Below are 13,765 nucleotides of genomic sequence, written 5' to 3' on the forward strand. Positions count from 1 at the left end.
GGGCGAACTTCGGAAGTCGGAAAACGGAAATCGGAAAAAGGGACGGGAATGTCCCCATCGGTATTGGACACAGCAATTATATCATTTAATTATACCATAATTAAGAGTACTTCGTATTACTACAGTTCGACTACCGATTTACGACCTCCGACTTCCGACAAAGAAACTTGCTTACTGGTACAAACAATTTTACACAACATACTGATTATACCTTTTGTTTGCCTACGCATAATTATGTTTAATCTTGCTGAAAAATAAGGAAAGGCCCTATAAATATTACAAGAATAGCAGGCCCTAAAATAATTATCATATTCGGAGATAGGATGTCGGCAGTCGTAATAAGAAGGTGAAACTTTGCTCACACGACGGGAATTTCTTAAACTCTGTGCTACAGCTTCCCTTTCCCTGGGATTATCTAATATCCTCATCTCGGAAATGGCTGAGGCTTTTGTCCAAAAATTGATTCCCAAACCTCCTCTTATCTGGCTGGAGCTGGGTACCTGCACCGGCGAGTCCATCAGCCTGGATAACGCAGTAAATCCCAACCTCAAGGTACTGCTTCAAGATATGATCGACCTAAAATACCACTGGCTTTTGATGCAAGCTCAGGGAGAAAAGGCTGTACAGGCCATATTCGAGACAATGGATAATCACCCCAACGAATACATCCTGGTAGTGGAAGGGTCTGTGATTACAAAGGACCAGGGAAGGTACAATATGGTCTTCGAGTATAACAACAAGATGTATACGGGAATAGATGCCCTCAAACTCATTGCGGAAAAAGCCAAACATGTGATAGCCGTGGGTGACTGTGCCGCCTATGGCGGCCCCACCGCCGCCTTTCCCAACCCTTCAGGAGCAGTGGGAGTATGGCAGGTCATAGACCGCAAAGTCATTAATGTCCCTGGCTGTCCTTCCAATGCTGACTGGATGACGGGTACCATAGCCCATGTCGTCATGTATGGTGAGCCCGAGCTGGATGACTATAACCAGCCCAAGATGTTTTTCGGCCAGACCATTCATGACCTCTGTCACCGCCGCTCAGACTTTGAAGCCGGCAAATTTGCCTCTTATCCCGGGGAACCTGGCTGCCTTTTTAAAGTGGGTTGTAAAGGTCCTGTGACTTTTGCGGACTGCCCTGTACGCCAGTGGAACAACCACATAAACTGGCCGGTAGAAGCGGGTGCCCCCTGCATTGGCTGTGCCAATCCAGGCTTCCCCGATGCAACAATGCCTTTCTTTCAGCATCTCTCCAACCTCCAGACAAGCCTCAAGCCTATCAATCCCCTAACAGTTGGGAAAATTGCCGGAGCAATTACAGCGTTGGGTATTGGGAGCCATCTTACCTTTAATGTGCTTACAGGCCGTTTGGGTAAACACTGGCTGCAAGGTACTGTGGATACAGACGAAACATCTCAGGAGAAAGTTAAACAAGAAGAAATTATCATGCACAAACTGGATCAGGTTCTCCACAAACAGGAAACTCTCATAGACCATAACCTTCGTAAGAAAGAGGGGTTAATTAATAAGATGAATAAATTGGTACCGCGAGGAAGGAAGAAAATCTAGTGGTAAAAAAACGCATCTTCCCCGTTACCCGGGTTCATGAGCCTTTACAGGTGGATATTGAAGTAGCTAACGGTCAAATAGTGGAAGCCACCATTACCAACCAGCTCTTCCGAGGCTTTGAATTAATGGCTGTGGGCCGTGACCCCCGCGATGCTTCCCTTTTTCTCCAGCGCATCTGCGGTATCTGTTCTTCCGCCCATGCCATAGCCGCAGCCTATGCCCTGGAAGATGCCTATGGTCTCGTTCCCACCCAAAACGGTGAACTCCTGCGCAATTTGATCTTCGGCGCCGATTTTTTACAAAACCACCTGCGCCAGTTTTATGTTCTTTCTTTAGCTGACTATATACGGGGATCCGAACAGGCTCCTTTTAGACCTAAACCCCTTGGAGGAGACTACCGCCTCCCGGCTCAACTGGAAAAAAAACTCTTGGAGCATTACTGGCAAGGACTGGTAATAAGTATGAAATGCCACCAGATGGTGGCCACTTTTGGCGCCAAGGCCCCCCATGTTCAAACCATTATTCCCACGGGCAATATCCAGTCTCCCGACAGAGACAAAATCATTACTTATGCGTCACTCCTGGAGGAGGTCACAAGTTTTATCGAAAATGTCTATCTCCAGGATGTAGACATCATTAGCCGCTATTATTCCGATTACTATAAGATCGGCACCGGTTATTCCAACCTGCTCAATTTTGGTCTCTTCCCGGAAGGTAAAGAGAGAAAGCCTTATTATCCTTCGGGTGTTGTTATCAATGCCGGTGAACCCCAGGAGCTTGATCAGAATGCTATTACAGAGGATATAACCTACTCCTGGTATAAAGAGGGGGCAACCCAACACCCCTATCAAGGTAAAACCGTTCCTGACCGGGAGAAACCCCTGGCCTATACCTGGAACAAAGCTGCCCGTTATAAGGGAATTCCTATGGAAACAGGCCCTTTGGCCCGGCTCTGGGTCAAAGGAACGTACCGTAACGGCATTTCCACCATGGATCGTTTGGTGGCCCGGGCCCTGGAAGCCCGGGAAATTTCCAAACTCCTGGCCCGCTGGATTATGGAAATTATTCCGGGGCAGCCCCATTTATACCCCTATGAGCCCTTACCCAACGCTCAGGGAATCGGTTTAACCGGCGCTATGCGAGGTGCCTTGGGTCACTGGGTGAAAATAGAAAAAGGGGTAATCAGCCACTACCAGGTAATCACCCCTTCGGTCTGGAATTTTTCACCCCGAGACGAAAAAAGTCAGCGCGGTCCTGCCGAACAGGCCCTCATCGGGGCCCCTGTGGAGGACCTGGACAACACCCTTAGCGTAGGGCGTATCCTGCGTTCTTTCGACCCCTGCTTTTCCTGCGCCGTGCAGGTGACACGGGCCAGGTAACCATAACCGAAATCCGATTTCCGACATTCGATTTCTACCAACCGACTTCCGATATTTTATACGATTTCCGATATCCGCTTTCCGTTATCCGATATCTTTTTGGGCGAATACGGCTTCGCCTTCCGATATCCGATATCCGATTTCCGAATTTAGTTGCTTCTCAAGTTCATGTTCTAGTACAGAATTGTCGGAAGTCGGTAGTCGGAGGTCGGTAAACGGGGAGCGTCCGTAACTACCAACTAACAACTAACAACTAACAACTAACAACTAATAAAAGGAGGTATCCATGCTCAAAAATGAAAAGGTTCTCCATCAAACCCTGGCCACGCGCCTCTTTCACTGGACTTTAGTCTTTACCACCATCTTTCTCATTATCAGCGGTTTCTACATTACCTATCCCTTCATCCAGGGGCTTCCTATGCGAACAATAAAAACAATCCACGCCACCAGTGCCTTTATCTTTATGTCTAACCTGGCAGGCTACACATATTACTATATCTTTAGCAAACAATGGTACCATATTATCCTCAGCTGGCGAGACCTCCGGGAGTTCCCGGGCTTCCTTCGCTACGCTTTTTTCCTGAAAAAATACCACCCTTTTTATGGCAAATATAATCCCGGACAAAAGTTAATCTATACTTCCTGGTATCTCACCAGTCTGGGACTGTCCTTAACAGGACTGACTCTTAAACTCAAGGGTCCTTTCCTGGACTTCTTTACACCTTATCTCAATATAAGTTCGGTCCGCCTTTTACACTATTACCTGGCCGTGTATTTTGCCGCCACCGTTCCCGTCCATATCTATTTAGCCCTCACAGAAAACCCGGCTAAACTCCAGGCCATTTTTAGTGGTTATCTGAGGCGGAAGTAGTTGTTAGTTGATAGTTGGTAGTTGCTAGTTGGCAGTTGGCAGTGACTAATGCTTCCCGTTTCCCGCTTCCCGATACTTTTTCGGGTAGTTGGTAGCGGGCAGCGATTAAGTCAGTCAGAAGTCGGATTTCGGATATCGGAGGTCGAAGCATTTTGGACCTGGCAAAAACTAACGAGATAATCGTCCTAGGCCTGGGCAATATCATGTGTGGAGATGACGGGGTAGGCATCATTGCCGCAGAAAGACTGGAAAAAGAAAACATACCGGGAATTAGAGTAGTACCTGCAGGTATCGATCCCGGCGCTATTCTCTCCACCTTATGGCAGGCGGAAAGGCTTCTAGTCCTTGATTGTATCCAGGCCGGCGGCCAGCCAGGTAATTTACATCGGCTTAACATCACGGATTTGGTCCCAGAGGAGGAACCTTTCTCCCTCCACCAGGTCAGCCTGGCCTCCTACCTGGAAAAGCTGGGTACTAAAGGGCCTAAAGAGATGGTTATCCTGGGGATAGAACCCCTCAACCTGACCTGGGGTAAAGCAATGTCGTCAGAAGTAAGAAAAAGCCTGCCCCGACTTTTGGAACTTGCGAAAAAAGAAATAAAAAAAATGAAAGAAAAAAGCCTTAGCACACTTTAGCTAAGGCCTTTTCTTGTAGCTAATTCTGTTTATTAACCGCTGCCACAGACCTTTTAAGAAGCTTACCGAACCGGTCACTTCCATGTAACTGTGTTCATACCAGTTGGGTACCGGGATAAAGCCCAAGGGTTTACCAAATCCCCTGTTGACCAGGGCCCGGCGAAAACTTCGCCTTTTTCCAGAAAGATACTCAATCTCAACAACTTTCCCCGCATCCAAAAGCAAGGTTTCCACCTGGTATTCGCTGTTCACAGGTATCCCATTCAAGGAAAGCAGGATATCACCCGGCTTCACACCTGCTTTTTTCAACGGGGAATCCTGTAGCGTATCCAGGATCATGATGCCCCTTTCGGGGGGGACAAAGGCAGGCTTGCCCCGCAGTTCCCGTTTCTGCCCCGTATAAATCAAAAATTCGTGGCCAAAGGGCCCAAAGAGGGCGGGAAGAAAGGCCAGGGCAGGGTAGTAGCTGGCCGTGATGGCTAAGGTCAGCAGAATCAGACTGTAACCGGCCAGTTCCAAAGCTGACCTGTAGGTTTTATCCTTAGGCAGGGCGGTCAAGGCTATGTCACCATAACCCAGAGCAGCTACTACAGGCATCATCATATACACAGTCTCTCCCGAACCTTTCAAGAGTTCGGGTTTAATAAGAGGCCACCAATCGGGCATCTGTACTGCCCCCTGCAGCGCTTCCGTATTGGGATAAATCCAGGCGGCCAGTGCCACCAGGGGCAAGGGCCAGAATTTCTGCAGGTTATACCCTCCCACCACACGCCCATCATGGGCTCGAATATAGGCCGGCACCGCACCCAGGTGCCCGCTAAAGAGAATAAGTAACGATTCAACCATATGGAGAATGGCTACCAGGGCCATGAGCTGTGGTATAGAGAGCTCCGGTACGCCAAAAATGAGTTTGCTCAGGGATAAAACACCCCCTGCATAGGCAAAACACAAAAAGCGCTGCTGGATAAACATTAAAGCAATGGCCGTAAGCCACAGGTAATTAACGCCTACCTCCAGTACAGAGACACCTACAAGAATCATCAGGAAACTCCCGATAATCCCGCCGCCCAATCCAAAGAGTGCCGCAATAAGGGTTGGACGCCATACCGGCTCTTCCGGCAGATTAAACTGGTAGCTTTTGTTGCGCGCCATCCGTTTGTACTGGAAACCCACTAAAATTACAATCATCCAGAAAAGAGGCGAAGTTAACAAGGAGATAATGCTTGTAACCATTAAGGGGACGAGCTTCAGAAAGGTTGCCACTTATTTCCCCCCCTTATTTGCCAATTTTACTTTCCAATACCTCGATGGCCTTATTTAATTGTACATCTTCCTTATCTTTTGGCGAAAGTATAACTTTGATGTCCGGTTCAATACCCTTCTTATGGATATCGACTTTATTGGGTGTCAGGTATTTTGAGGTGGTAAGCTTAAGCCCGTCTCCTCCCCCCAGCGGGAAGACCATTTGCACAATCCCTTTACCGAAAGTCTTCTCACCCACCAATATACCTGATTTAGTATCTTTAATAGCCCCCGCCAGTACCTCGGAGGCGCTGGCGCTGCCTTCGTTAATTAACACCACCAGCGGGAGTTTTAAATTATCACCTGTAGCGTCTGCATAAGTGGAAGTACGCCCACTTTTATCTACCGTATAGACTATGGGACCTTTTGGAACAAAATACCGGGCAATATTTACCGCGGCATCCAAGTCTCCCCCCGGGTCATCCCGGAGATCCAGGATTAAACCTTTAACCCCTGAATTCAAGAGCTTTTCCAGTTCTTTGCCCATGGCCTCATCAGAATTGCTGGCAAACATTTTCAGGCGAATATAACCGATGTTCTTGTTTTTGGGGAGTACCTGGCTTTCTACTGTGGGTATATCGATAATTTCCCGGGTTAAAGTAAACTCAAGGAGTTTGGCCACTCCCTCACGCATAATCCCTACCGTAACCTGAGTACCGGGATTGCCGCGCATCATGGCCACGGCCTCATCCATTTCCAGTTCATTGGTGAACTTATCATCAATTTTAATGATGATGTCCCCGCTTTTGATACCTGCTTTAGAGGCAGGGGTACCTTCTATGGTAGACATTACAGTAAGTTTTTTGTCTTTTTCTCCCACATAGATGCCAATACCTCCGATAGAACCCTGGATATGGCGCTGCAGTTCCTGAAACTGTTTGGCATCCATAAAGGCTGAATAGGGATCCCCCAAAGAGGTGACCATCCCCCTAACCGCGCCCTGCATAATTTGTTTCATGGGAACTTCCTCAAGGTACTGGGTTTTGATCATGATGGCTACCTGGGCCATGCGGCCAATTTCCTGGTAATTCGTAATAAGAACAAAACCTACCACTGTCGTTACTGTAAAACTGATAATCGTAAGAATAGTGATGATGTTTTTAAGAATTTTGCGACCCTCTGTCAATCTCTCCACCTGCCTGTCTAGTTATGCCTCCTGTAAGCGTCGATTTCCGACTGCCGACTCCCGCTCCCCGACCTTATATTTTTTGCTGCATATTACTCTACTATTAATATGCAATATCATATTACAATATTAAGCCCCATAAAACAATGAAAGGAATTATCTTAATGATAACCGACCTCTGCTTTCCTACTACCGACTGCCCACATCTGAATAACCAATATAAGAAAAAATACCCGTTATCCCCGGGTATTTGTGAACACGCTATTTATCCCTAAGGCACTAGTAATTAAAAACTAAGAACAAGTAACTAGCAACTAGTAACTAGTAAACTCACCTCGGGCTCACATAGGCCAGAGGGTTCTGGGGCACTCCACCGATACGTACAATAAAGTCTAAATGAGGTCCTGTACTCCACCCCGTACTGCCCACCGTGCCTATTTTCTGGCCTTTTTCCACCGTGTCACCGGGCTTTACGACATAGGACAAAAGATGGGAATACTGGGTAGAATAACCGCCGCCGTGATCGAGGATAATGGCCCTGCCATAGCCCCCTTTGATTCCCACATAAAGAACTTTGCCTCTCTCAGAAGCTACAACAGGGGTGCCGGCAGGAGCAGGGATATCAATGGCAGGGTGGAACCTTTTAACTTTAAAAATTGGATGGGTCCGGTAACCAAAACCTGAGGAGACCCTGCTGTAACCGGGGACAGGCCAGCCCATTTTGCCGGAACCCATATAAGCCTGCTGGTGTTTGGCCTGCCATTCTTTGATAAATTCTTCTATCTCTTTCTGGCTTTCTTCCAATTCATCAAGGGCACGAATATATTCTTCTTTTTGTTCCTGGATAGATTTTAGAAGGACACCTTTTTGTTTCGACTGGATTTCCAGTTGCTGCTGTTTTTCTTCCTTTTGGCCTTTTATGGAGTTAAGCTGGGCCGACTTTTCTTCTAACTGGGCCTTCTTCTCTTCCAGGACCTCTCTGGCCTGTTCTAATTCTTTTAAGAGTTTTACATCGTTAGCAGCGATTTTCTCCAAAAGGTCAAAACGGGTTAAAAAGTCTGTAATGCTGGTGGACTGCAGGAGTACCTCCAGGTAGCTTACATTACCCTGCTGGTAGATATCATTGAGCCTCTTGTTGAAATAGCTTGTCCTCTCTTCCACCAGTTTATTGGTTTTGTTGATATCCTGCTGGGTATAATTAATGAGTGTTTCTGTATTAAGGATTTGTTTTTTGAGAGTACTAATATGGCCCTCCAGCACGTCAATGTTCGATTCTAAGGTACGAATCTCACCCAGGACCCGGCGTTCCTCTTTTTTCTTTTGATTATATAGGTTTTCATACTTGGAAATAGCTTCGTTTATTTCCTCTAGTTCCTTTAATTTCCGCTCATAGTCGGAAAGAGCCGAAACAGGTAGGACCATTACCAAAAGAAAGGTAAGGAGCAATAGAACACTTACCAGATATTTGTTCTGCCTGAAAAAAGGTACCAACGCTCTTACCCCCTCTCCCTTTAACGTGAACCGCACTCCGATTGCCGAATTCCGACTGCCAACTTCCGCTCTCCGACTACCGACTGCCGACTACCGACAATAAATTTTAACAGCTTGCTAGTAAATTTTTTAATAAAATCTTTGAATATCGGTTACATAACGTCGGATATCGAATATCGGGAGGCGAAGCCGTATTCGCCAAAAAAGACGTCGGATATCGGAAAACGGAAATCGTCCGCTACCAACTACCAACTATCAACTAACAACTATCAACTAACAACTAACAACTAGTTTACACCTTCAGAAACCTGTGCAGGCTGATAGCACTGCCCATAGCCCCCAGAGCAGTTCCAATGATGAATAGGTATTGATAAACCTCATAGAGCACAGCCTTATCCGTCATGATCGGCAGGAAGTTAATGGTGAGGGCTACATTTTTCACAAGTTCACTATAGAAAAAGTGTAATGTACCCACAGCAATGAGGGCGCCGGTAAGACCGATGAACATCCCTTCCAGGAAGAAAGGCCAGCGAATATACCAGTTGGTGGCTCCTACCAGTTTCATAATGCCGATTTCCCGGCGGCGGGCAAACACAGTTAGCCTGATGGTTGTGGCAATTAAGAAAACAGCAGCCAACCCTACGGCAATAATCACCACTATTCCCACGGAACGAAGCCAGTTGGTCAGGGCCAGCAGTTTTTCCACCATACCCTGTCCGTAACGAACTTTTTCAATCTCCTGAATCTTAGCCACTTCCTCGGCTACCAGCGGCACCTGCGGGGCTTCTTTCGTTTTTAAACGATACATGTCCGGTAAAGGGTTATTCCCACCCAGGGCCTTTAAAAGGTCGGTATCTTTGCCAAAACGCTCTTCCAAGAGCTTAAGTCCCTCTTCTTTAGGCACAAAGGTTACCTGGTCTACGCCTGTCAGACTTTCCAACTGTTTCTTCATGGCCAGGGCTTTGTCACGGGGTACATCCAGCTGTAAATAAGCATTAATCTCTAATTCAGATTCCATGGTTGTGGCCAGATACTGGGTATTCAGCACCAGGAGCCAGGCACAGCCCAGAATTAGCAAGGATATGGCCACCGTAGCCATAGAAGCCATACTCATAACCTTATTCCGTTTTAAAGAACGAAAAGCGTCACGGACAGCGTATTGTAAACTGCTCAACCTCACGCCTGATAGCCACCCCTTTCCTCGTCCCGCACAATTCTCCCGTTTTGCAGAGCAATAACACGGCGTTTGATGCGGTCCACCATTTCTTTATCGTGGGTGGCGGTAACAATCGTTGTGCCTCGCTTATTAATGGCCAAAAGTAAATTCATGATCTCCCAGGACGTATCAGGGTCAAGGTTACCGGTAGGTTCATCGGCAATAATCAGCAGGGGATTATTGACAATAGCCCGGGCAATGCAGACCCGCTGCTGCTGCCCGCCGGAAAGTTGATGAGGATAAGCAGAGAGCTTGTCCTTTAAGCCCACCAGTTCTAAGACAGCAGGAACCCTTTCTCTCACTTCACTGCTGGGGGCTTCAATGGCCTCCATGGCAAAAGCGACGTTTTCGTAAACAGTTCTCTCCATAAGCAGGCGAAAATCCTGAAAAATAAAACCTATTTTACGGCGAAAATAAGGAACTTCCCTCTCCTTCATCCTTAATAAACTCCTGTTATCGACAAGAATCTGCCCTTTACTCGGCAGTTCCTCCCGGATCATTAATCGTGTCAATGTTGATTTTCCGGCACCGCTGGGTCCCACGAGAAAAACAAATTCCCCTCTTTTTATATGTAAATTGATATCGCGCAGGGCTTCAACCTTGACCTCTCCCTCATATGTCTTAGAGACATTAAACAACTGTATCATCAAAATCACCTCATTCTAGACTGCGAATAGTCTCCTTTTTTCCCTAACTCTCTCTTTGTTCGACAATTCCTGAGGAAATCCTGCTGGAAAACACTAGCAAATTAATAAAAAAGTAGAATTTTCCAGCACGCCGCCCGTCTCCGGCTACCCGCTTCCCGTAAAAAAAATGACCGGGTACTAAACCCAGTCACTTATTTTTATTACTACCCGTTACCCGATCCCCGCACCTGTTGAATGTGGAACGTTAACTGTTAACCGTGAACCGAATTCCAATTGCCGACTTCCGACCGCCGACTACCGACCCCGATAGTAATAACAAATACTCCAAAGATAATACACATTAATCGGATATCGGAAAGCGGATATCGGATGTTGGTAGGCGGGAAGGGGGAAGCGTCAGGGAATCCGTTCTATGGTCAGCCCTTCTTCCTCTTTATTACCTTATATGCCGCTTCTTTAATATCTTTCACGGTAAGACCGTATTTTTCCAGGAGTTCCTCAGGCTTACCCGATTCGCCGAAGGTATCCCTTACACCTACTCTTTCCAGGGGCACGGGGGCGTTCTCCACAATAACTTCGGCCACAGCGCTGCCCAGGCCGCCGATGATGTTGTGTTCTTCGGCAGTAACCAGGGCCCTTGTCTCCAGGGCCGCCTTGATAATAGTGTCCTTATCCATTGGTTTCAGTGTGGAAACATTAATGACCCTGGCGGATACCCCCTCCCGGGCCAGTTCTTCCGCTGCCTTCATCGCTTCATTTACCATGATGCCGCAGGCCAGCAGTGAAACATCCTTACCATCCCTTAAAACAACAGCTTTTCCTATTTGAAACTTGTAGTCTTCGCCAAAAAGAACCGGCACCGGCGCCCGGCCTAACCTTATGTAGACAGGTCCATCATGAGTCGCGGCAGCAAACACAGCCTTCTCCGTCTCCGTACCGTCGGCAGGAACAATCACCGTCATATTGGGCAGAGCACGCATCACCGCTATATCTACAATGGCCTGGTGGGAAGCCCCGTCTTCCCCTACCGTCAGCCCGGCATGGGTAGCCGCTATCTTCACATTCAGCTCTGTGTAAGCAATAGAATTACGAATCTGTTCAAAGGCTCTCCCGGTAGCGAAGACTGCAAAGGTACTGGCAAAAGCAATTTTACCCGATGCGGCCATCCCTGCAGCAATCCCTAAGAGATTTTGTTCAGCAATCCCTACGTTAATAAATCTTTCGGGAAATACTTTCTTAAAATCGTGGGTTTTCGTTGATTTGGAAAGATCAGCATCCAGTACCACCACCTGGGGCATTTGCTCCCCCAGTTTGACCAGGGCTTTGCCGTATGCATCCCGCGTTGCTACTTTTTCCATCTCGTTACCCTCCTATGCCAGTTCTTCCAGGGCCTGGGCAGCCTGGTCCTTTTTAGGGGCAGTACCGTGCCAGCCCGCTTCATTCTCCATAAAGGATACCCCTTTACCCTTTACGGTTTCGGCTATAATCATGGTGGGTTTATCCTTGATGCTTTTGGCAATTTCCAAGGCCCTTGTAATCTGGGTAAAGGAATGTCCGTCGATTTGTTCCACATGCCAGCCAAAGGCTTTAAACTTGTCCACCACAGGCTCAGGGGACATCACCTCTTGGACCGGTCCATCTATCTGAAGCCCGTTGTGGTCTAAAAAGGCCGTGAGATTGTCCAGCTTATAATGGGCAGCTGCCATAGCCCCTTCCCAAACCTGCCCTTCCTGGATTTCTCCATCGCCTAACAACAGGTAAACGCGATAATCTTTTTTATCCATTTTCCCGGCCAAAGCCATACCTACTGAGGCGGAAAATCCCTGTCCCAAAGAACCGGTAGACATATCAACGCCCGGAACTTTTCTCATATCAGGGTGTCCCTGGAGCCGGCTGTTGATCTTTCTCAGAGTTAACAGCTCCTCCCGTGGGAAAAAACCCTTTTCTGCCAGAGTTGCATAGAGTACAGGGGCGGCATGGCCTTTACCCAAAACAAAACGGTCACGCTCGGGCCACTGGGGATTGGCAGGATCTACACGCATTTCCTGAAAATACAGGGCAGTTAATATTTCCACCGCTGATAATGAACCCCCGGGGTGACCCGAACCGGCTTCCGCCAACATGGTGATAATGTTCCTGCGAATCTGCCGCGCTATTTCCTGCAGTTTCTTTTCATTGCTTATTTGTTCCATTTTGGTAACCCTCCTTTGAAACGAATTTCGTCTTCCGATATCCGACGTCCTTTTAGGCGAATACGGCTTCGCCTCCCGATATCCGATATCCGATTTCCGAGTTTAATTGCTTCCTAGTCCATGTTCTAGTACAGCATTGTCGGAAGTCGGCGGTCGGCAGTCGAAATATCGTATTAACTACCAACTGCGAACTGCCAACTACCAACTATCAACTAACAAGCTACTCCGTAGCTTTCCCCGCTTGCATCTTGAGATAGGCATTGATAAACACGTCTATTTCCCCGTCCATTACAGCATGGACGTTACCTACCTCCGTGTTGGTCCGGTGGTCCTTCACCAGACTGTAAGGGTGGAAAACATAGGAGCGAATCTGACTGCCCCAGCCAATATCCTGCTGTTCTCCTCTAATGCTGGCCAGTTCTTTCTCCTGTTCCTGGCGTTTCAATTCCAAAAGCTTGGCTTTGAGAATTTTCTCCGCCGCTAACCGGTTGGAAATCTGGGAGCGTTCATTCTGGCACTGTACCACAATACCCGTAGGCAGGTGGGTCATCCGCACGGCCGAGTCAGTCTTATTCACGTGCTGGCCTCCGGCCCCGCCCGCACGGTAAGTATCCACTTTGATCTGGGAGTAGTCCAGGACAATGTCATCGGCAGCATCATCCCCTACTTCCGGCAGCACATCCATGGCGGCGAAAGAGGTATGCCGCCGCCCCGAAGCGTCGAAGGGAGAAATACGCACCAAACGGTGGACCCCCTTCTCCGCCTTGAGATAGCCATAAGCGTTTTCACCTTTGATTAAGAGGGTGGCACTTTTCACTCCGGCCTCATCACCGGGGAGATAGTCCAGCATCTCCACTTCAAAGCCCCGGCGTTCCGCCCAGCGGGTGTACATTCTTAAGAGCATTTCCGTCCAATCCTGGGATTCCGTACCGCCTGCCCCCGGATGCAAGGAAATAATGGCATTGCTATGGTCATATTTATCGCGGAAAAGCAACTGCAGTTCCATCTCCTCCAGCTCGTTTCGGAGTTTTTCCAACGCTTTTTCCGCCTCTGCCAGGTAAGCCTCTTCCTCCTGTCCCAGTTCATAAAGGAGCTGGGCCTCTTCGAAGTCAGTTATTAGTTTTCCAAATTCTTGTAGCTTATTTTTTAAAACTGTCGTCTTTTGCGTAACTTTTTGGGCTTCCTCCAGGTCATCCCAAAAATGAGGGTCAGACATCTTTTCTTCCAGTTCTTTTACCGTTTTTTCTTTGCCGGCAATGTCAAAGAGACCCCCTGAGTTCATCTAAACGTATTTGGGTTCGTTCCAGTTCTCTTTTAATTTCTATAGACAAGCTTCA

At 47.7% G+C, this 13,765-nt stretch carries 12 protein-coding genes; 4 read left to right on the forward strand and 8 right to left on the reverse strand.

Going from position 1 to position 13,765, the window contains the following annotated elements; translation table 11 throughout:
* Nucleotides 1–354 precede the first annotated feature (354 nt).
* The 4 genes from BR63_RS11545 (at nucleotide 355) to BR63_RS11560 (ending at nucleotide 4,454) form a co-directional block, all read left to right on the forward strand.
* Complete coding sequence (locus BR63_RS11545) at nucleotides 355–1,569, forward strand: hydrogenase small subunit (RefSeq protein ID WP_051965432.1); 1,215 nt, start codon at nucleotides 355–357, stop codon at nucleotides 1,567–1,569.
* Nucleotides 1,569–2,948, forward strand: a complete 1,380-nt coding sequence (locus tag BR63_RS11550) for a nickel-dependent hydrogenase large subunit (protein ID WP_034420327.1) — start codon at nucleotides 1,569–1,571, stop codon at nucleotides 2,946–2,948. Before BR63_RS11545 ends, BR63_RS11550 begins: the two co-directional genes overlap by 1 nt.
* Before the next feature lie 286 nt (nucleotides 2,949–3,234).
* Complete coding sequence (locus tag BR63_RS11555) at nucleotides 3,235–3,819, forward strand: cytochrome b/b6 domain-containing protein (protein ID WP_034420328.1); 585 nt, start codon at nucleotides 3,235–3,237, stop codon at nucleotides 3,817–3,819.
* A 152-nt stretch (nucleotides 3,820–3,971) separates the two neighbouring features.
* Entirely contained in the window at nucleotides 3,972–4,454 is a 483-nt protein-coding gene (locus BR63_RS11560) for a hydrogenase maturation protease (protein ID WP_034420329.1), read from the forward strand.
* On the opposite strand, the gene BR63_RS11565 is transcribed toward BR63_RS11560, so the two are convergent.
* The 8 genes from BR63_RS11565 to prfB all read right to left on the reverse strand — a co-directional run bounded on the left by BR63_RS11565 (nucleotide 4,455) and on the right by prfB (nucleotide 13,759).
* Nucleotides 4,455–5,717: a PDZ domain-containing protein gene (locus BR63_RS11565; RefSeq protein WP_153802006.1), complete on the reverse strand. Its 1,263-nt coding sequence runs from the start codon at nucleotides 5,715–5,717 to the stop codon at nucleotides 4,455–4,457.
* A 13-nt stretch (nucleotides 5,718–5,730) separates the two neighbouring features.
* Nucleotides 5,731–6,882: a S41 family peptidase gene (locus BR63_RS11570; RefSeq protein WP_051965433.1), complete on the reverse strand. Its 1,152-nt coding sequence runs from the start codon at nucleotides 6,880–6,882 to the stop codon at nucleotides 5,731–5,733.
* Between the two features lie 330 nt (nucleotides 6,883–7,212).
* On the reverse strand, nucleotides 7,213–8,373 hold the full coding sequence (locus tag BR63_RS11575) for a murein hydrolase activator EnvC family protein (RefSeq protein WP_051965434.1): 1,161 nt from the start codon (nucleotides 8,371–8,373) through the stop codon (nucleotides 7,213–7,215).
* Between the two features lie 292 nt (nucleotides 8,374–8,665).
* Entirely contained in the window at nucleotides 8,666–9,553 is an 888-nt protein-coding gene (gene ftsX / locus BR63_RS11580; protein ID WP_034420331.1) for a permease-like cell division protein FtsX, read from the reverse strand.
* Nucleotides 9,550–10,236, reverse strand: coding sequence for a cell division ATP-binding protein FtsE (gene ftsE, locus BR63_RS11585; RefSeq protein WP_034420332.1), 687 nt, complete (start codon nucleotides 10,234–10,236; stop codon nucleotides 9,550–9,552). The genes ftsX and ftsE overlap by 4 nt, the downstream gene beginning before the upstream one ends.
* A 416-nt stretch (nucleotides 10,237–10,652) precedes the next feature.
* Nucleotides 10,653–11,594, reverse strand: coding sequence for a transketolase family protein (locus BR63_RS11590; RefSeq protein ID WP_034420333.1), 942 nt, complete (start codon nucleotides 11,592–11,594; stop codon nucleotides 10,653–10,655).
* Between the two features lie 12 nt (nucleotides 11,595–11,606).
* A complete protein-coding gene (locus BR63_RS11595) occupies nucleotides 11,607–12,428 on the reverse strand; it encodes a transketolase (protein ID WP_034420334.1) in 822 nt (273 codons plus the stop codon).
* A 220-nt stretch (nucleotides 12,429–12,648) separates the two neighbouring features.
* A protein-coding gene (gene prfB / locus BR63_RS11600; RefSeq protein ID WP_153802007.1) for a peptide chain release factor 2 occupies nucleotides 12,649–13,759 on the reverse strand; the annotation gives its coding sequence in 2 pieces (ribosomal slippage) (nucleotides 12,649–13,689 and nucleotides 13,691–13,759; 1,110 coding nt in all).
* Nucleotides 13,760–13,765: the final 6 nt, after the last annotated feature.

The organism is Thermanaerosceptrum fracticalcis, assembly GCF_000746025.2.
GTDB lineage: Bacteria > Bacillota > Peptococcia > DRI-13 > DRI-13 > Thermanaerosceptrum > Thermanaerosceptrum fracticalcis.

Excerpts from the sequence above, each read along its gene's own strand:
- BR63_RS11555 (WP_034420328.1), top strand. The coding sequence starts at position 3,235 with ATGCTCAAAAATGAAAAGGTTCTCCATCAAACCCTGGCCACGCGCCTC.
- ftsE (WP_034420332.1), bottom strand. The coding sequence starts at position 10,236 with ATGATACAGTTGTTTAATGTCTCTAAGACATATGAGGGAGAGGTCAAG.
- BR63_RS11590 (WP_034420333.1), bottom strand. The coding sequence starts at position 11,594 with ATGGAAAAAGTAGCAACGCGGGATGCATACGGCAAAGCCCTGGTCAAA.
- BR63_RS11595 (WP_034420334.1), bottom strand. The coding sequence starts at position 12,428 with ATGGAACAAATAAGCAATGAAAAGAAACTGCAGGAAATAGCGCGGCAG.